This window comes from Kitasatospora sp. NBC_01287 (genome assembly GCF_026340565.1).
Lineage (GTDB): Bacteria > Actinomycetota > Actinomycetes > Streptomycetales > Streptomycetaceae > Kitasatospora.
Window position 1 is genome coordinate 7,496,351 of sequence record NZ_JAPEPB010000001.1, and the last position, 18,291, is coordinate 7,514,641.

Here is an 18,291-nt window from a genome sequence, read left to right on the forward strand (position 1 = left end):
CCCTCTGGGGTCGCGCCGATCGGGTGCTCTCACCGTAATCTCATCCGAATCGGCCGGATTCTGCGGCTCAGTTGATATCGCGTTTATCCGCCTGCCCATACATTTTCTGGTGTGAGCGAAGCGATGATTCCGGCCGGGTGGTACCCGGACCCGCAGGACACGACCAGTGACCCCCGGCCCGAGCGCTGGTGGGACGGCACCGGCTGGACGGCCACCACCCGTCCCGGCGGCACCGGCGTCTCGGGCAACTCAGGCGCCTCGGGCACCTCAGGCGTCTCGGGCGTCTCCGACGTCGAGCAGACCGCGGTGCTGGGTGACACCCGGGTGATCGAGGGCGAGGTGCTGGAGAACGGCGCCGTGCGCTACCCGGAGCTGCCGGACGGCCCCGGACCGAGCGCCGGGCTGTACGGCGAGCCGCTACCGCCCAAGAAGCCGTCGGTGTTCCGGCGCGCCGGGCGCCCGGTGCTGGTCGCCGCGGCGGTGGCGGCCCTGGTCGGCGCGGCCGTCGGCTCGGGCGTGACCTACCTCGCGACCGACCACCACGACACGCGCAGCACCGCGCAGGCGGTCCCGCAGCAGCCGAACGGCCGGCAGGACGGCAGCGGCGGTGGGAACGGCAGTGGCGGTGGGAACGGCAGCGGCCGGCTCCCCGGCCACCAGCGCGGCGGCTCGGGTGGCACCGCGGGTGGCAGTGGTGGTTCGGGCGGCGGTTCGGGCGGCGGCTCCTCCTCCGGCGGCAACACCTTCCCCGGCCTGCCCGGCCTCGGCGGTGGCGGTGCGGGGGGCGGCTCGGGCAGTGGCGGCAACTCCACGGCGGCCGCCGACCTGAACGCCGGCATCCAGCTGCCGATCCCGTCCGGCTGGCAGGGCGGCACCGCTCAGGACGGCTCGGCCTTCCTGGCCATCGGCGCGTACCAGTGCCCCGGTAGCACCGACGGCGGCGCGGGCAGCGGTTCGGGCGGCGGTTCGGGGGGCGGCACGGGTGGCAGCGGGGGCGGCGCCGGCGGCCAGCAGTGCACCCTCGGCGGAGTCAACACCGGCGAGCTCCAGGGCACCGATCCGCAGGCCGCCGCCAAGCAGGACATCGTGGACGCCGCGAACGCCTCCTACCCGGGCAACACCGGTCACAAGGAGCTGGAGTCCCAGCAGGTCACCGTCGACGGCCGGTCCGGCTACCTGGTCCGCTGGCAGGTCACGGCGGCGCAGGGCAACAACGGCACCGTGGAGTCGGTGGTCTTCCCGGCCGGCGACGGCAAGAGCCTCATCTCGGTCCGGCTCGGCTTCGACATCGCCGACAAGGCTCCGGCGGTCTCCCAAATGGACACCATCGTCAGCGGGATCAGCAACTACTCGGGCGGTGCCGGCGGCGCGTCCGGTGGCACCACGACGACCACCTGAGCACCCATCTGACGCGCCGACCGGACGCACCCACCTGACGCACCATCCGACGCACCCGGCCCACCCGGGCCCGCGCCCCGCTGCCGCTCCGGCAGCGGGGCGCGGCGCGTCCGGTCGCCGCGTCCGGTCGGCGCGTCCGGCCCGGGACCCGCCGACCGGAGCTGGATCCGTGCCCTCAGCGGCCGGCGGTCACAGGAAGGTGCGGCCCTCGCCCCGGTAGGTCGGCACCGTCGCCGCCACCGCGTCGCCCGCCACCAGGTGCAGCCGCTCGAAGCGCTCGCACAGTTCGCCCGCCTTGGCGTGCCGGAACCAGACCTTGTCCCCGACCAGCAGGTCGTCGGCGGCCGAGCCGAGCAGCGGCGTCTGCACCTCGCCGGCCCCCTCCTGCGGGTCGTAGCGCAGCCCGGTGGGCAGGTAGGGCACGGGGGAGCGGTCCGCGCCGGCCGGGCCGGAGGCCGGGTAGCCGCCGCCCAGCACCGTCACCACACCCACCCCGGGCCGGCGCACCACCGGCTGTGCGAAGAGCGCCGCCGGACGCCCGTGGAACGAGCGGTAGTTGTCGAAGAGCCGCGGCTGGTAGAGCCCCGAGCCGGCTGCCACCTCCGTCACCGCCGCCTCCGCGACCGTGCTTTGCACGCTTCCGGTGCCGCCGCCGTTGACGAACTCCAGGTCCGCCACCCGCCGCACCGCCCGGACCACCGCCGCGCGCCGCTCGGCCAGCTCGGTGCGCGCCTTGGCCTGAAGCACCTGGATCAGCCGCGAGCGCACCGGCCGCCCCGCGACCTGGTCGCCCACCCCGGCGATGTGCCCCTCGTAGGCCATCAGGCCGACCACCCGGTAGCCGGGCTGCTGCTGCACCCACTCGGCCAGCCCGGCCAACTGCTCGGGCGTGCGCAGCGGCGAGCGGCGGGCGCCGACCCGCAGCCGCCCGCTGAACAACTGCAGCGCGGTGTCCAGTTCCAGGCAGACCCGCACCACCTCGTCGCCCGCCCTGGCCTGCTCGATGAGCCGCAGCTGCGCCGGGTCGTCCACCAGCACGGTGAGGTTGGCGGCCAGCTTCGGGTCGGCCGTCAGCTCGGCGAAGCCCGCCCGGTCGGCCGAGGGGTAGGCGAGCAGCACGTCCTCGAACCCGGCCCGGCTCAGCCAGATCGACTCGGCCAGGGTGAAGCTCATCACCCCGGCGAAACCGTCCATCGCCAGCACCCGTTCCAGCAACGCCCGGCAGCGCACCGACTTGCTGGCCACCCGGATCGGCTTGCCGGCGGCCCGGCGCACCAGGTCGGCGGCGTTGGCGTCGAAGGCGTCCAGGTCGACGATGGCCAGCGGCGCGTCCAACTCGGCGGTGGCGCGGTCGTAGCGCGCCCGGTCGGCGGTGGCGGAGGTCGTCATTGGCGCAGCCTGCCACAGCGCCACTACCGCTGGGTAGGGTCCGGCGCCGGCCGATCGAATGGCCAACGGCCAGGGCGGCACGTCGCACCCCGCACGTCGCGCCCCGCACGTCGCACCTCGCGCCCCGCCTCCCGCCCCCGCGCCTCGGGTGTCGTCGGCCCGGGTCGGGGTAGCGGCTAGGCTCGCCGGGTGGACCGCAAGAACATCCCGAACCCCGGATTCGCCGCCGACGACGGCACCGCCGATCCCGTGCTGGCCGCGGCGCTCGCCGACTGGGCGCGCGACCCGGCCGCCGAGGCCGCCCTGCTGGCCGCGCTGCGTCCGGCCCGCCTGATGGTCCCGATCGTCGCGCTGCTGGGTGAGGTGGAGACCGACGCCCAGGGCCTTCGGCACGAGAAGACCAGCGACATGGCGGTGCCGGTGATCGAGGCCGCCGACGGCCGCCGCGCGCTGCCCGCCTTCACCTCGCTGGCCTCGCTGGCCGCCTGGCAGGCCGACGCCCGGCCGGCACCGGCCAGCGCCCCGCAGGCCGTCATGACCGCGTACGCGGAGCGCGCCGACACCCTGCTGATCGACCCCGCGGGTCCGGTCACCTACCAGCTGACCGGTTCGCGGATGCGCGCGGTGGCGGAGAACCGGGCCTGGCTGCCGCCCGTCCAGGATCCGCAGGTGCTGGACGCGCTGCGCGCCCTGCTGGCCGCCGAGCCGCAGGTGCTCGGGGCCGAGTTGCGCCCGGGCCAGGCCACCGACGCGGTGCTCGCGCTCGCGGTGGCCGACGGCGCCCCGGTCGCCGAACTGGCCCAGCGGCTGGCCGGCGCCCTCGCCGCCGACCCGACGCTGCGGGTGCGGCTCGCCCGCGGCCTGGACCTCGCGCTGCTGCCGGCCGACGGCCGCTCGACGGGCGAGCGCTTCTACCGGCGCTGACCGGCGCCAGGCCTGACCTTTGCTCAGGGGCAGAGCTCAGGAGCGGAGCTATCAGGAGCGGAACTGCAGGGGCAGAGGTCAGGAGTAGACGGGCCCGGTGAACTTCTCGCCCGGCCCGGTGCCCGGGGCGTCCGGCACGATGGAGGCCTCGCGGAAGGCCAGCTGCAGCGAGCGGAGCCCGTCGCGCAGCGGCGCGGCGTGGAAGTTGCTGATCTCCGGAGCGCCCGCGGTCACCAGCCCGGCCAGCGCGGTGATCAGCTTGCGCGCCTCGTCCAGGTCCTTGTCCTTCTCGCCGCCCTCGGCGAGCCCGCACTTGACGGCCGCCGCGCTCATCAGGTGCACCGCCACGGTGGTGATCACCTCGACGGCCGGCACCTCCGCGATGTCGCGGGTCAGGTCGTCGAAGTCGGGGGTCTCGTCCTGGTGGGAGGGCTCGGTGCTCACGAGGGGCTCATTCCGTTGCGGGGGTCGGTTACGGGGTCGGTAGCCCTGGCAGAGTACCCGGCGACGTCGCCGCCGCCGGTGGTGTAGAGTTTTGCAGTGACCGGCCAGGCGCTTCATCGTGCCCGGCCAGCAAGTGGAGGCTCCTCTCCCACCCGGTCGACCTCGCGGTCGACGGGTCCCGGTCCGCGACACCGGCCGCAAGGCCGCGAGTCGCCCGCAGCGCCTCTCATCAGGCGCCGCCCCCGGTTGTACGGAGCCCCGCTTGCAGATGAGCGGGGCTTTTTTCGTGCCGCGGTGCCAGGTGGTGACGCCGACGGCAGCGCAGCACGAATGAAGCCCCGCCCAGTGGTCGAAGTCCCTACGTGCGACCGCCTCCCTGACGGCCGCATCGCAGAAGGTGCAACCGAGGAGGCCCCATCAGCACCGAGCCCCGCATCAACGACCGGATTCGCGTCCCCGAGGTGCGACTCGTCGGTCCCAGCGGCGAGCAGGTCGGCATCGTGCCGCTTGCCAAGGCGCTGGAGCTTGCGCAGGAGTACGACCTCGACCTGGTCGAGGTCGCGGCGACCGCCCGGCCGCCGGTGTGCAAGCTCATGGACTACGGCAAGTTCAAGTACGAGTCGGCCATGAAGGCCCGTGAGGCGCGCAAGAACCAGGCGCACACGGTCATCAAGGAGATGAAGCTCCGGCCGAAGATCGACCCGCACGACTATGACACCAAGAAGGGTCACGTCGTTCGGTTCCTCAAGCAGGGCGACAAGGTCAAGATCACGATCATGTTCCGCGGTCGCGAGCAGTCCCGCCCCGAGCTGGGCTTCCGACTGCTGCAGCGGCTCGCCAACGACGTCCAGGACCTGGGCTTCGTGGAGTCCTCGGCCAAGCAGGACGGCCGGAACATGATCATGGTTCTCGGCCCGCACAAGAAGAAGACCGAGGCGATGGCCGAGGCCCGTGCGGCGCAGGACGCCCGCAAGGCCGAGCGTCAGGGTCGCAACGCCGGCCCGGCCGACGAGGACACCGCCGCGGCCGACGCCGCCCTTGAGGCCGAGAACGCGGCCCTTGAGGCCGAGCACGACCTTGACGACGCGGACGATGACGCGGACGACGCCGATGACGTGGCGGACGACGTGACTGGCGACGCGGCCGAGGCAGTCGACGACGCGGCCCAGGACCAGGCGGAGGCCGGCGACACCGCCGCTGCCGCCGAGGAGCCGGCCGAGGTCGCTCAGGACGCCTGAGCCCGCCAGGGCTCCGGTTCGGTCCGAGCGATCCGGCCACCGCGGTCCCGGGACTCCCGTCCCGGTGACCGAGCAAACCCAGCGCCCGGATCCGCGTGTCAGCACGCGGATCTGGGGCGGACCGACGAGGAGATACGGCGACATGCCGAAGCAGAAGACCCACAGTGGCGCCAGCAAGCGCTTCAAGATCACGGGCTCGGGCAAGGTGCTGCGCGAGCGCGCCGGCAAGCGCCACCTCCTGGAGCACAAGCCCTCCACGCTGACCCGCCGTCTGAGCGGCACCGCCGAGATGGCCCCCGGCGACGCCAAGAAGATCAAGAAGCTTCTCGGCAAGTGATCGCCCGCCGCGACCTGACCGGTCGCGGAGTCCGGCTGATCCTTCCCGACCCATTCGAATGACGGACCACGTGAAGTAGTCCGTGGTCCTACCCAAGGAGTAATGAAGTGGCACGCGTCAAGCGGGCAGTGAACGCCCACAAGAAGCGCCGGGTCATCCTCGAGCGGGCCAGCGGTTACCGCGGCCAGCGGTCGCGCCTGTACCGCAAGGCCAAGGAGCAGGTCACCCACTCGCTCGTTTACAACTACAACGACCGCAAGAAGCGCAAGGGCGACTTCCGTCAGCTCTGGATCCAGCGCATCAACGCTGCGGCCCGTGCCAACGGGATGACCTACAACCGCTTCGTGCAGGGTCTGAAGGCCGCCAACATCGAGATCGACCGCAAGATGCTGGCCGAGCTGGCCGTCAACGACTCGAACGCGTTCGCCGTGCTGATCGAGGTCGCCCAGAAGGCGCTGCCGACCGACGTCAACGCGCCGAAGGTCGCCGCTGACGCCGCCTGATCCACCGCAGCAACCCGGACCCGCAGGCTCCTCGCGAGCCTGCGGGTCCGCGCTTGGCGGCCCGCCCGCACGTACGGTACATACGCCGCGCATGTACCGCATGTACCGCATGTACCGCATGTACCGCATGTACCGCATGCGCGTACGCGTGCCGAGGGCGTCGAGGACACCGCTGAGGCACCGCTGAGGCACCCTGAGGCACCGCCCGCAGAGAACGCGAGAACCGCGAGGACATGGCCAGCACCGACATCCCCCAGCTCAGCTCGCTCCGTTCGCCGCGGGTGGTCGCCGCCCGCAAGCTGGCCCGCCGGGCCCAGCGCGGCAAGGACCGCCGCTTCCTGGCCGAGGGCCCGCAGGCGGTCCGCGAGGCGGTGGCCTACGGGCTGCTGCCGGGCGGCCGGGAGCACGCGGTGGTCGAGGTCTACCTGACCGCGGAGGCCGACGAGCGGCACGCCGGGATCGCGGACGCGGCCCGGGCGGCCGGCCTGCCGGTGCTGACCGCCACCGACGAGGTGATCGCCGACATCTGCGACACCGTCACCCCGCAGGGCATCGTGGCGCTCTGCCGGTTCCTGGACACCCCCTTCGCCGAGGTGCTGGCGGCCCGGCCGAAGCTGGTCGCGGTGCTGGCCAACGTGCGCGACCCCGGCAACGCCGGCACCGTGCTGCGCACCGCCGACGCGGCCGGGGCGGACGCCGTGGTGCTCACCGACGCCTCGGTCGACCTCTACAACCCCAAGGCGGTGCGGGCCTCGGTGGGCAGCCTCTTCCACCTGCCGGTGGCGGTCGGCGTGCCGATCGAGCAGGCGGTGGCGGAGCTGAAGGCGGCCGGCGTGCGGGTGCTGGCGGCCGACGGCGCGGGGGAGCGCGACCTGGACCACGAGCTGGACGAGGGCACCCTGGGCGCTCCCACGGCCTGGATCTTCGGCAACGAGGCCTGGGGCCTGCCGGAGCCGACCCGCGCACTCGCCGACGAGGTGGTGCGCGTGCCCATCCACGGGCACGCCGAGAGCCTCAACCTCGCCACCGCGGCCGCCGTCTGCCTCTACGCGTCCGCCCGGGCACAGCGTTCGCCCTCAGGCTGTCGCGAGCCGGGCACGGAGCGCTAGGGTCTGTCTGACCCTGGGTGGCTCGGCGGGGGCCAGTCGGGTGCGCGGGTCGTGGCAGCAGGGTGCGCGGGTCGGGCGGATCGGGAGGAGAGCCATGGTCGGCAGCGAGGACGGGCCGCACGCCGGGCCGGCCGCTTGCACCCTTGACCCCGACGACCTCCCGGACGGCCTGGTGATCGCCGACCGGGACGGGTTGGTGATCGGCTTCAACCGGGCCGCCACCCGGCTCACCGGGATCAGCGCCGCCAGCGCGCTGGGCCGTCCGCTGCCCGAGGCGCTGCCGCTGGAGGACCTGGACGGCCGCCGCTGGTGGCCGCTCACCGACCCCTACGGCGGCCTGGCGATCCGCACTCGCCAGCCCGAGCGCAACCTGCTGCTGCCCGGTGCCAGCCGCGAACTGCTGGTCTCCGCCAGCTATCTGCGCGAGCGTCCGCGCGGCCCGCTGCGCCAGGTGGTGGTCGCGCTGCGCGGCACCGAGGCGCGGCGCCGCACCGAGCGCTCGCACGCCGAGCTGATCGCCACCGTCGCGCACGAACTGCGCTCGCCGCTGACCAGCGTCAAGGGCTTCACCGCGACCCTGCTGAACAAGTGGGAGCGTTTCAACGACGGCCAGAAGCGGGTGATGCTGGAGACGGTGAACGCCGACGCCGACCGGGTGACCCGGCTGATCGCCGAACTGCTCGACATCTCCCGGATCGACGCCGGGCGCCTGGAGGTGCGCAAGCAGGTGGTGGACCTGGCCGCCGCGGTGCGCCGCCACGTCGAGGGAAAGGTGGCCGCCGGCATCGCAGCCGACCGCTTCGACATCCGGCTCGCCGATGACCTGCCGCAGCAGTGGGCCGACCCCGACAAGGTCGACCAGGTGCTGGCCAACCTGCTGGAAAACGCGGTGCGCCACGGGGAGGGAACTGTCACCATCGAGGTGGCACCGGCCAAGGAGGTCGTCGAGGCCGCCGAGTGGGAGCACCCCGGCACCCCGACCCGGATCGTGGAAGGAACAGCGGTCACCGTGAGCGACGAGGGCAGCGGCATCCCCGAGGAGGCCATGCCGCGCGTCTTCACCCGCTTCTGGCGCGGCAGCAAGCGCGGCGGTACCGGCCTGGGCCTCTACATCGTCAAGGGCCTGGTCGAGGCGCACGGCGGGACGATCCGGATCGACCGGGCCCCCGGCGGCGGCGCGCGGTTCCGATTTATCCTGCCCGCCGGAGTGCCCGACTTCATGGTCTGAACGACCAGCGATCCACGGGCCCGGCGGGCCGAGCACCCTTTCACGGCGTTCCCCGACGGGGACGACCCCGCACCGTGGTCGCTTGGTGAGCTGCTGGGCCGTGTGGGCCCTGCGACTACACTCGACCTGGTGTAACGCCACCGGAGACGAGCAGGAGCACGGGAAAACATCGAGATGTCGGCACCCAATAAGTCCTACGACCCGGTCGAGGTTGAGGCATTGAAGCCTGAAGAGGTCGAGCGTGCCCGGGACGAGGCCGTCGCCGCCTTCGCCGCCGCCACCAGCCTGGACGAGCTGAAGCAGGCCAAGGTCGCGCACACCGGCGACCGGTCCGCGCTCTCGCTGGCCAACCGCGAGATCGGCGCACTGCCCCCGCACGCCAAGGCGGCGGCCGGCAAGCTGATCGGCCAGGCCCGCGGCGCCGTCAACCAGGCGCTGGCGAAGCGTCAGGTGGAGCTGGAGGCCGAGCGCGACGCCCGAGTGCTGGTCGAGGAGGCGGTGGACGTCACGCTGCCCTACGACCGCGCCCCGCGCGGCGCCCGGCACCCGCTGACCACGCTGGCCGAGCGGATCGAGGACACCTTCGTCGCGATGGGCTACTCGATCGCCTCCGGCCCCGAGGTCGAGGCGGAGTGGCTCAACTTCGACGCGCTCAACCTGGGCCCCGACCACCCGGCCCGCTCGATGCAGGACACCTTCTTCGTCGCGGCCGCCGACGGCTCGCCCGACTCGGGCCTGGTGCTGCGCACCCAGACCTCGCCGGTGCAGATCCGCACCATGCTCGACAAGCAGCCGCCGCTCTACGCCGTCTCGGTCGGCCGGGTCTACCGCACCGACGAGCTGGACGCCACCCACACCCCGGTCTTCCGTCAGGTCGAGGGCATCGCGGTCGACGAGGGCATCACCTTCGGTGACCTCAAGGGCACCATCGAGCTGCTGGTCAGCAAGCTGATCGGGGACGAGCTGGAGCTGCGCTGGCGCCCCTCGTACTTCCCGTTCACCGAGCCGAGCGCCGAGGTGGACCTGCAGTGCTTCGTCTGCCGGGGTGCCAGTGTCGGCAACCCGGACGCGCCCTGCCGCACCTGCTCCTCCGAGGGCTGGATCGAGCTGGGCGGCTGCGGGGTGGTCAACCCGCGGGTGCTGATCGCCTCCGGGGTCGATCCCGAGCGCTACAGCGGGTTCGCCTTCGGCCTGGGCCTGGAGCGGATCCTGATGAACCGTCACAACGTCGCCGACATGCGCGACATGGTCGAGGGTGACGTGCGTTTCACTCTCCCGTTCGGGATGGAGATCTGATGCGCGTCCCGCTTTCCTGGCTGCGTGAGTACGTCGACCTGCCGGCCGGTACGACCGGTCGCGAGCTGGCCGAGAAGCTGATCAGGGCCGGCCTGGAGGTCGAGACCGTCGAGCAGCTCGGCGCCGACCTCAAGGGCCCGCTGGTGGTCGGCGAGGTGCTGTCGATCGAGGAGCTGGCCGGTTTCAAGAAGCCGATCCGGCACTGCTTCGTCAACGTCGGCGACGCCAACGGCACCGGTGAGCCGCAGGAGATCGTCTGCGGCGCCCGCAACTTCGCGGTCGGCGACAAGGTGGTCGTGGTGCTGCCCGGCGCCGTGCTGCCCGGCCCGTTCCCGATCGCCGCCCGGCAGACCTACGGCCACACCTCGGCCGGCATGATCTGCTCGGCGCGCGAGCTCGGTATGGGTGATGCCGCCCCGAACGGGGAGAAGGATGCCGGCATCATCGTGCTGCCCGCCCACTACGAGCCCGGCACCGACGCGATCGAGCTCCTGGAGCTGGTCGACGAGGTGCTGGACATCGCGGTCACCCCCGACCGCGGCTACTGCCTGTCGATGCGCGGGGTGGCCCGCGAAGCGGCCGCCGCCTACGGGCTGCCGCTGGCCGACCCGGCGCTGCTCGACGTGCCGCCGGCCAACTCCTACGGCTACCTGGTCAAGGTCGCCGACCCGGTGGGCTGCGACCGCTTCGTGGCCCGCACCGTGGTCGGCATCGACCCGGGCGCCACCTCGCCGATCTGGCTGCAGCGCCGCCTGCAGAAGATGCACGTCCGCCCGATCTCGCTGACCGTCGACATCACCAACTACGTGATGCTGGAGGTCGGCCAGCCGCTGCACGCCTACGACCGCAACCGGGTCGACGGTCCGATCCAGGTGCGCCGCGCCGAGGCCGGCGAGGTGCTCACCACGCTGGACGGCCAGAAGCGCGAGCTGTCCACCGAGGACCTGCTGATCTGCGACAACAGCGGTCCGATCGGCCTGGCCGGGGTGATGGGCGGGGCCTCCACCGAGATCCTCGACCCGGTCCTCGACCAGGAGACCGGCATCGTGGCCGGCACCACCGAGGTGATCATCGAGGCCGCGCACTTCGACCCGGTGGCCATCGCCCGCGCCGCCAAGCGGCACAAGCTGCCCTCCGAGGCCTCCAAGCGCTTCGAGCGCGGGGTCGACCCGGAGGCGGCCCGCGCCGCCGCGCAGCGCGCGGTCGACCTGCTGGTGCTGATCGCCGGCGGCACCGCCGAGGCCGGGGTGACCGACATCGCCGCTCCGCACCCGGTGCGCACCATCACCATCGCCGCCGACCTGCCGGACCGGGTCGCCGGTCTCGGGTACGGCCGCGAGACCGTCGCGCGCCGACTGCAGGAGGTCGGCTGCACGGTGGCCGGTGCCGACCTGCTGGAGGTCACCCCGCCCACCTGGCGCCCCGACCTGACCGACCCCAACGACCTGGTGGAGGAGGTCATCCGGCTGGAGGGCTACGACAACGTCCCCGCCCGGATGCCCACCGTGCCGCCGGGCCAGGGCCTGACGCCCGAGCAGCGGGTCCACCGCCGGATCGGCGTGGCGCTGGCCGGGGCCGGCTACGTCGAGGTGCACAACTACCCCTTCCTCGGCGAGGCGGCCTTCGACGCCCTCGGTCTGGACGCGGCGGACGAGCGCCGGCGCGTCGTCAAGCTGGTCAACCCGCTCAACGACGAGGAGCCGGCGCTGCGCACCACGCTGCTGCCGGGCCTGCTCGGCGCGGTGCGGCGCAATGTCGGCCGCGGCAACACCGACCTGGCGCTCTTCGAGGCCGGCCTGGTCTTCCTGCCCGAGGCCGAGCAGCGGGTGGCGCCGCGTCCGGCGGTCGACCGCCGCCCCAGCGACGAGGAGATCGCCGCGCTGAGCGCCGCGCTGCCGCGCCAGCCGCGCCGGGTCGCCGTCGCGCTGACCGGCGAGCGGCTGCCCTCCGGCTGGTGGGGCAAGGGCGAGCAGGCGAGCTGGGCGGACGCCGTCGAGGCGGCCCGCGTGGTGGCCCGTGCGGCGCGCGTCGAGCTGACGGTCCGTCAGGGGCAGTACGCCCCCTGGCACCCGGGCCGTTGCGCCGAGCTGCTGGTGGCCGGCAGCGACCGGGTGGTCGGCCATGCCGGCGAGCTGCACCCGCGCGTTGTCAAGGCGCTGCACCTGCCCGAGCGCACCGTGGTCGCCGAGATCGACCTCGACCTGCTGACCGCCGACGGCGAGCAGCAGGCCCAGGGCCCCACGGTCTCCGGCTACCCGGTCGCCACCCAGGACGTCGCGCTGATCGTGGACGCCGCCGTGCCGGCCGCCGAGGTGGAGGCCGCGCTGCACGAGGGCGCGGGTGAACTCCTGGAGGCGATCCGGCTGTTCGACGTCTTCACCGGTGAGCAGGTGGGCGAGGGCAAGAAGTCGCTCGCCTACGCGCTGCGGTTCCGCGCCACCGACCGCACGCTGACCGCCGACGAGGCCTCGGCCGCGCGCGAGTCCGCGGTGGCCGCCGCGCTGGCCCGCACCGGTGCGGTGCTGCGCGGCGCGTAGCCGTCAGGCAGTTGACGGGGCCCCGGTCCGGAGCGATCCGGGCCGGGGCCCCGGTCGTTTGCCCGAGAACAGATGCGCGGGCCCGTTTCGCGCTGAAACCGGTTGGCCGTACGTCTGTTCGGCCTGCTAGCGTCCCTGTTGTGCCGAAGCTGAATCAGATCATCGCCGTCGAAAAGGGCGTCAAGTCCAAGTCGTTCCAGGAGCTGACCCAGGCTCACCAGGACGTCCAGAAGCCCGCGCTGCTGGCCGGAATCTCCCGGACCTACCAGCCCAAGGACGAGGAGGGCGAGCAGCTGCCGCCCGAGTCGACCCGGGTGCAGCTCAAGGCCGAGGAGATCCTGCGGGCGACCGCGGCGACGCTGACCCGGCTCTTCGACGTGACGGCCACCAAGGACTGGGCCAACCGCACCGCCTGCGCCGACGTGGTGGTGGACGGGCAGGTGCTGCTCGCCGAGGTGCCGGTGCCCTACCTGCTCTTCCTGGAGAAGCAGCTCACCGACCTGTTCACCTTCGTGCGCAAGCTGCCGGTGCTGGACGCCGCCGAGTCCTGGAGCCTGGACCCGTCGACCGACGCGTGGAAGACCGAGGCGGTGCGCACCATCCGCACCAAGAAGGTGCCGCGCAACCACGTCAAGGCGGAGGCCACCGAGAACCACCCGGCCCAGGTCGAGGTGTACTACGAGGACATCCCGGTGGGCTACTGGACCACCGTCAAGTTCTCCGGTGCGCTGCCGGCCCGCCGGGTCAACGAGCTGCAGGAGCGGGTCGAGAAGCTCCAGCAGGCCGTCAAGTTCGCCCGCGAGGAGGCCAACAACGCCGAGGTCACCGACCAGCGGGCGGGCGACGCGGTGTTCGGCTACCTCTTCCGGTAGCCTCATGATCTCCCCCCGTAGGAGTGCGGGGGGTGCGCCGCTCAGTCGGCGCAAAAGCTGAAACTGATGTTGAAGCTGACCCAGGGATCCAGTGGGGGTTCAAATCCCTCCTCCCGCACCACGCGCGGGAGTAGCCCAAGTCCGGTAGAGGCAGTCCCTGTGAATCTCAGATTCTCGCTCCAGTCTCAGTATTCGCCGTCGATCGCCGGATCGACCGGGTGCGGGCGAATATCGATGAATGCGGGTTCAAATCCCGCCTGCGCCGCTCTCGTGGCTCGGTAGTTCAACGGTAGAACGCGTCGATTTAAAGCTGATCCGCACTCTTCAACGTGCCGGCGTGTGCAAGTGGCGGCACCAAGGGGCCCGGGAGCAGGCTACGCTCCCGGGTCCTCCTGACTTTCTGAGCCGGCTGACCACGTCAGTCGCCGGGCCCTTCAGTCGCCGGGCCCTTCAGCCGGCGGGCCCTTCAGCCGGTGGGAAGCAGTCGGCGCAGCCGCTCGGCCGCGCCGTGCGTGATGGGCTCGCCGTGGCCGAAGCAGGCGGTCTCGGTGGGCAGTTCGGCCTGGCGGTACAGCGATTCGGCGGCCTCGGCCGGGTCGGTGTTGAACACCCCGAGCATGGTGCGGTCCTGGACGTTGGCGATGGTGTCGCCGGTGAACAGCACGCGCGGACCCGGCAGGTAGAGCGCGATGCTGCCGTCGGTGTGGCCGGGGACGGCGAGCACCTGGGCGCCGCCGCCGAAGTCGACCAGGTCGCCCTCGCGCAGCTCGACATCCACCCGCACCGGGCCGACCGCCGGTAGCGGCGGCAGCGAGGCGCGCAGCTCGCGCTCCCAGTCGGCGGTGAGGACCGGCGGCGGGAGCGGCACTTCGCCCCGGATCGCGGCCGCCTCGGCCGCGCCGGCCAGGATCCGGGCATCGCCCCAGGCGGCCGCCTCGGCGGCGCCGCCGATGTGGTCCTCATGGCCGTGGGTGAGCACGATCCGCTGGATCTCGCCGGGGCGGCGGCCCAGCGACCGCACCGCCTCGGCGATGGCGGGGGCCGAGCCGGCGGGGCCGGAGTCGATCAGGGTGAGCGAGTCGGCCTCGCTCCACAGGTAGGCCTGGCCCACCGCGAAGCGGAGCAGGTGAAGGTGCGGGAAGATCTCCACGAGGTCCATGGCAGTCAGCGTAGATCCGCGCCGGGCACCGGTGGCCTTTCGTTCACCGAGAGCTGACGAATAATCAGTTGTTGATCGCGGTCAGTCGACGCCCGCGATCAGTCGAGGGTGGGCCATGCCACCAGGTCGGTGAGCAGCGGCGCGTCGGCCGGCACCGGGTGGCGGCGGTGCAGGGTGAGCAGCAGCTCGGCGGCGGGCGCGGTGAGGACGGCCTGCGCGGCGTCCGGGCCGGGCTTGCCGAGCTCCAGCTGCCAGCTGCGGCCCTCCGTGCTGGCCAGCGTGATCAGGGCCGGGGCGTGCGGCCAGGAGTCGTCGTGCTCCAGGGCGATGAACTCGGCGATCCCGTCCAGCGCGACCTCGGCCGGCAGCTCGGCCGGCAGGCCGGCGGCCTGCTGCGCGTCCACCGCGTGGACGGCCGCCTCCTGGACCTGGTGGCGTGCCACCGCGCCGACCGTCTGCGGCTCCCCGGAGTAGTCCCACCAGGTCCAGCAGCCCCGTTCGGGGTCGGCCGCCCGCAGCGCCGCGAGCAACTCCTCGGTGGCGGCGGCCGACCAGAGGAGCACATCACCCGACACGGCCGCCGTGTTGTCGTACCGCACCGGCTGCTCGGCCGGCCCGGCGGCCACGATCAGCGCCCAGAACCGCTGCACGTGGCCGACGTGGACCAGCAGGTCCCGCAGCGTCCAGGCCGGGCAGCCGGGCACCGTGACCGCGAGGTCGGGCGCGGCGGCCGCGGCGGCCCGCAGGGCGGCGGAGCGGTCGGAGATCGAGGCGAGGTGCTCGGTGTACCGAGGAGTAGTGATCATGGCCTGTTCTTATCACCGCACGCTGACAGCCGCCGCTGCTTTTCCCTGCTTTTCCCTCAGGTGACCGGGTCGGCCCAGGCGGCGGCCCAGGTGGCGGGCCCCACCACGCCGTCCGCGGTGAGCCGCTTCTCCTGCTGGAACTGGCGGCAGACGGAGTCCGACTGCTGGCCGAACCAGCCGTCCACGGTGAGTGACCAGCCGCGGTCGGCCATCTGCTGCTGCCAGGTGCGCACGTTGCCGTCGTGCAGCATCGGGCTCTGCAGCTTCAGGTACTCGCCCGGCCAGGCCGGCCCGGCGGGCGCCGGGGCTGGAGCGGGAGCCGGCGGGGGCGGCGCGAAGGCCTGCGCCCAGGAGCGCAGTTCGGCGGTGGAGCCGAGCCGGCAGTAGTCCTGGTCGGCGCTGCCGGAGTCGGCGTACTGGTGGAAGAGCCAGTTCGCGCTGATGCCCGGCTGGCCGGCCGCCAGACCAGCGGTGGCGATCCACAGGAAGTCCTGGAAGTACCCCGTGGTGTCGATGCTCTGCCAGTACTCCAGATTGCAGTACAGGCCGACCGGGTTGTGCGGGAAGCGGCCCTTGACGTACCGCAACCAGGCTTCCTTGTAGGCCAGTTGCGCGCTGCTGGAGACCGCCTCATTGGTGCTGTCGTAGCCCTCCCAGTCCAGGCAGAGCAACTCGCCGACCGCCGGCTGGGCCAGCGCGAGGAAGCGGTCGGCCTCCTGCTGAGGGGAGTTGGCCATCTCGGGGTAGTGGTAGTACCCCACCACCAGGCCCGCGCCGCGGGCGTGGTCGCGCTGTGCGGTCCACTGCGGGTTGGTGTAGGTCAGGCCCTGGCTGACCTTCACGAACGCGAAGCTCAGGCCGGTCGTATCCGGTGCGGCCGACTGGTAGCTGGCCCAGTCCTGCCCGTAGATGCCCATGCTGCTCCCTTCATCCCGAGTGCGCGGTGTGTCCGAACGTTGGCGGTGTTACCCACATCCGGACCCGCCCATAGCCGGTGGCGCGCACCGAAACCCCAGAAGTCGGCAGTCTCCCGGCCTCGGACGCCGGTGGGCCCGGCCGGATCGGACACTGCTGGTAAAATGGCCGGGCCCACCGGTACCGCGACGCGGTCGTGCTCAGGCGGTCGCGGTGTAGTCGTAGAAGCCGCGGCCGGACTTGCGGCCCAGCAGGCCCGCGTCGACCATCCGGGAGAGCAACGGCGGGGCGGCGTAGAGCGGTTCCTTGTACTCGGCGTACATCGACTCCGCGATGGAGGCGATGGTGTCCAGGCCGATCAGGTCGCACAGCCGCAGCGGGCCCATCGGGTGGGCGCAGCCGGCCTCCATGCCCTTGTCGATGTCGGAGGCGGTGGCCACGCCCGACTCGAACATCCGCACCGCGGAGAGCAGGTAGGGCACCAGCAGGGCGTTGACCACGAAGCCGGCCCGGTCGCGGGCCCGGATCGGCTCCTTGCCGAGCACCTGCACGGTGAAGGCCTCGACCCGGGCGGTGGTCTCCGCGGAGGTGGTCAGGGTGGGGATCACCTCGACCAGGCGCTGCACCGGGGCGGGGTTGAAGAAGTGCAGGCCGATCACCTGCTCGGGGCGGGAGGTGGCCGCGGCCAGCTTGACGATCGGGATCGAGGAGGTGTTGGAGGCCAGCACCGCGTCCCGGCGGCGCACCACCTTGTCGAGGGCCTGGAAGATCTGGATCTTGATGTCCTCGCGCTCGGCCACTGCCTCGACCGCCAGGTCGCGGTCGGCGAAGTCGGCGAGGTCGGTGGTGAAGGAGAGACGGGAGAGGGCCTCGGCGCGCTGCTCCTCGGTGAGCTTGCCGCGCTTGACCGCGGTGTCCAGCGAGTTGGTCAGCCGGGTGCGGCCCAACTCCAGGGCTTCGCCGGTGGCCTCCGAGACCAGGACGTCCAGTCCGGCCCGGGCGAAGACCTCGGCGATGCCCGATCCCATGAGACCGCAGCCGACCACTCCGACGCGCGCGATGTCGCTCACTCACTTGCCTTTCCGGGGTTCCTGCCGGGCGGGGTCGCCGCCCATGTCGCTCGACCGTACTACTTGGTACCCCTGGTCGGGCCAGGGACCCTGCCGATTCACCGGTTGCGCCGTTCGTGTGAGGCGGGTCGCGCGCCCCGTGTGGCCGGGCACCCGCGGCGCGCCGTAGCCACCATGCTGACCGGGAGGTCGGGCCGAGGGCCCGACGGGCGCGAACGGGGTGGAGGCGAGCGCGATGCGCAATGGTTCGCTGGCGGGACAGGTGGCCCTGGTGACCGGCGCCGGCCGGGGCATCGGGCGGGAGATCGCGCTGGGGCTGGCGGCCGAGGGGATGGCGGTCGGGCTGGTCGGCCGGACCCCGTCGACGCTCACCGCCACGCTGAAGGCCTGCGTGCGCCTGGGCGCCAGGGGCGTCGCGGTGACCGCGGACGTGGCCCGGCCGGGCTCGGTGCGCGAGGCGGTACGCAGCGTCGAGCGGGATCTGGGGCCGATCGACCTGCTGGTCAACAACGCCGGACAGGTGGACCAGGGCGAGGTGCCGTTCTGGGAGGCGGACCTGGCGCAGTGGTGGCAGGTGATGGAGGTCAACCTGCGCGGGCCGGTCAACCTGCTGCGCTGCGTGCTGCCCGGGATGGTGGCGCGGCGGCGCGGGCGGGTGGTCAACCTCAACTCCGGCTTCGCCTTCCGCCCTGACGGCCACTACACCGCCTACGCCACCTCCAAGGGCGCGCTGCTCCACCTCTCCGACAACCTCGCCGACTCGCTGGCCGAGCACCGGGTGGTGCTGCTGGACATCAGCCCCGGCGCGGTCGCCACCGACATGACCGCGGGGATGCCGATGTTCGCCACGATGAAGGAGTGGCACAGCCTCCCGTACATGGTCGCCGTCATGGTCGACGCCGCACGCGGCCGCTTCGACACGCTGCACGGGCGGTTCATCCACGCCGGGCGGGACAACCTGGAGCACCTGGTGGCGCAGGCCGCCGAGATCCGGGCCCTGAACGCCCGGACGCTGCGCCTGCGCCCGTACGGCGCGGACGACCCGCTGGCGTAGCGCGCCGCGCCA

17 protein-coding genes are annotated in these 18,291 nt (G+C 72.7%); 11 read left to right on the plus strand and 6 right to left on the minus strand.

Annotated elements, in window-relative coordinates; translation table 11 throughout:
- Positions 1 to 111 precede the first annotated feature (111 nt).
- Positions 112 to 1,398, plus strand: a complete 1,287-nt coding sequence (locus OG455_RS32675; RefSeq protein ID WP_266299892.1) for a DUF2510 domain-containing protein — start codon at positions 112 to 114, stop codon at positions 1,396 to 1,398.
- A gap of 189 nt (positions 1,399 to 1,587) precedes the next feature.
- Here OG455_RS32675 and OG455_RS32680 read toward each other — a convergent pair whose 3' ends face one another.
- Positions 1,588 to 2,787 carry an alanine racemase gene (locus OG455_RS32680; protein ID WP_266299893.1) on the minus strand — a complete coding sequence of 400 codons (1,200 nt, stop codon included), beginning with the start codon at positions 2,785 to 2,787 and terminating at the stop codon, positions 1,588 to 1,590.
- A gap of 189 nt (positions 2,788 to 2,976) precedes the next feature.
- On the opposite strand from OG455_RS32680, the gene OG455_RS32685 reads away from it, so the two are divergent.
- Positions 2,977 to 3,711, plus strand: coding sequence for an SseB family protein (locus OG455_RS32685; protein ID WP_266299894.1), 735 nt, complete (start codon positions 2,977 to 2,979; stop codon positions 3,709 to 3,711).
- A 78-nt stretch (positions 3,712 to 3,789) separates the two neighbouring features.
- Here the strand turns inward: OG455_RS32685 and OG455_RS32690 are convergent, their stop codons facing one another.
- Positions 3,790 to 4,155: a DUF1844 domain-containing protein gene (locus OG455_RS32690; protein WP_266299895.1), complete on the minus strand. Its 366-nt coding sequence runs from the start codon at positions 4,153 to 4,155 to the stop codon at positions 3,790 to 3,792.
- A gap of 416 nt (positions 4,156 to 4,571) precedes the next feature.
- Here OG455_RS32690 and infC point away from each other — a divergent pair, with 416 nt between their 5' ends.
- The 8 genes from infC to OG455_RS32730 all read left to right on the plus strand — a co-directional run bounded on the left by infC (position 4,572) and on the right by OG455_RS32730 (position 13,275).
- Complete coding sequence (infC, locus tag OG455_RS32695; protein WP_323185655.1) at positions 4,572 to 5,393, plus strand: translation initiation factor IF-3; 822 nt, start codon at positions 4,572 to 4,574, stop codon at positions 5,391 to 5,393.
- Between the two features lie 142 nt (positions 5,394 to 5,535).
- Complete coding sequence (gene rpmI, locus OG455_RS32700; RefSeq protein WP_266299896.1) at positions 5,536 to 5,730, plus strand: 50S ribosomal protein L35; 195 nt, start codon at positions 5,536 to 5,538, stop codon at positions 5,728 to 5,730.
- Between the two features lie 107 nt (positions 5,731 to 5,837).
- Complete coding sequence (gene rplT / locus OG455_RS32705; RefSeq protein WP_266299897.1) at positions 5,838 to 6,233, plus strand: 50S ribosomal protein L20; 396 nt, start codon at positions 5,838 to 5,840, stop codon at positions 6,231 to 6,233.
- Between the two features lie 233 nt (positions 6,234 to 6,466).
- Complete coding sequence (locus tag OG455_RS32710; RefSeq protein ID WP_266299898.1) at positions 6,467 to 7,342, plus strand: RNA methyltransferase; 876 nt, start codon at positions 6,467 to 6,469, stop codon at positions 7,340 to 7,342.
- 94 nt (positions 7,343 to 7,436) lie between these two features.
- Positions 7,437 to 8,570: an ATP-binding protein gene (locus tag OG455_RS32715; RefSeq protein WP_266299899.1), complete on the plus strand. Its 1,134-nt coding sequence runs from the start codon at positions 7,437 to 7,439 to the stop codon at positions 8,568 to 8,570.
- Between the two features lie 174 nt (positions 8,571 to 8,744).
- Entirely contained in the window at positions 8,745 to 9,866 is a 1,122-nt protein-coding gene (gene pheS / locus OG455_RS32720; protein WP_266299900.1) for a phenylalanine--tRNA ligase subunit alpha, read from the plus strand.
- Positions 9,866 to 12,403, plus strand: a complete 2,538-nt coding sequence (pheT, locus tag OG455_RS32725) for a phenylalanine--tRNA ligase subunit beta (RefSeq protein ID WP_266299901.1) — start codon at positions 9,866 to 9,868, stop codon at positions 12,401 to 12,403. The genes pheS and pheT overlap by 1 nt, the downstream gene beginning before the upstream one ends.
- A gap of 140 nt (positions 12,404 to 12,543) precedes the next feature.
- Positions 12,544 to 13,275, plus strand: coding sequence for a hypothetical protein (locus OG455_RS32730; protein WP_266299902.1), 732 nt, complete (start codon positions 12,544 to 12,546; stop codon positions 13,273 to 13,275).
- Positions 13,276 to 13,741: 466 nt separating this feature from the next.
- Here OG455_RS32730 and OG455_RS32735 read toward each other — a convergent pair whose 3' ends face one another.
- The 4 genes from OG455_RS32735 to OG455_RS32750 form a co-directional block, all read right to left on the minus strand.
- The gene (locus OG455_RS32735) at positions 13,742 to 14,434 is read right to left on the minus strand and encodes an MBL fold metallo-hydrolase (RefSeq protein ID WP_266299903.1); all 693 of its coding nucleotides are present in this window, start codon (positions 14,432 to 14,434) and stop codon (positions 13,742 to 13,744) included.
- Positions 14,435 to 14,532: 98 nt separating this feature from the next.
- The gene (locus OG455_RS32740; RefSeq protein WP_266299904.1) at positions 14,533 to 15,240 is read right to left on the minus strand and encodes a maleylpyruvate isomerase family mycothiol-dependent enzyme; all 708 of its coding nucleotides are present in this window, start codon (positions 15,238 to 15,240) and stop codon (positions 14,533 to 14,535) included.
- Between the two features lie 56 nt (positions 15,241 to 15,296).
- A complete protein-coding gene (locus tag OG455_RS32745; protein ID WP_266299905.1) occupies positions 15,297 to 16,157 on the minus strand; it encodes a GH25 family lysozyme in 861 nt (286 codons plus the stop codon).
- A gap of 198 nt (positions 16,158 to 16,355) precedes the next feature.
- Positions 16,356 to 17,225 carry a 3-hydroxybutyryl-CoA dehydrogenase gene (locus OG455_RS32750; protein ID WP_266299906.1) on the minus strand — a complete coding sequence of 290 codons (870 nt, stop codon included), beginning with the start codon at positions 17,223 to 17,225 and terminating at the stop codon, positions 16,356 to 16,358.
- Between the two features lie 235 nt (positions 17,226 to 17,460).
- Here OG455_RS32750 and OG455_RS32755 point away from each other — a divergent pair, with 235 nt between their 5' ends.
- Positions 17,461 to 18,279, plus strand: a complete 819-nt coding sequence (locus OG455_RS32755) for an SDR family NAD(P)-dependent oxidoreductase (RefSeq protein WP_266299907.1) — start codon at positions 17,461 to 17,463, stop codon at positions 18,277 to 18,279.
- Positions 18,280 to 18,291: the final 12 nt, after the last annotated feature.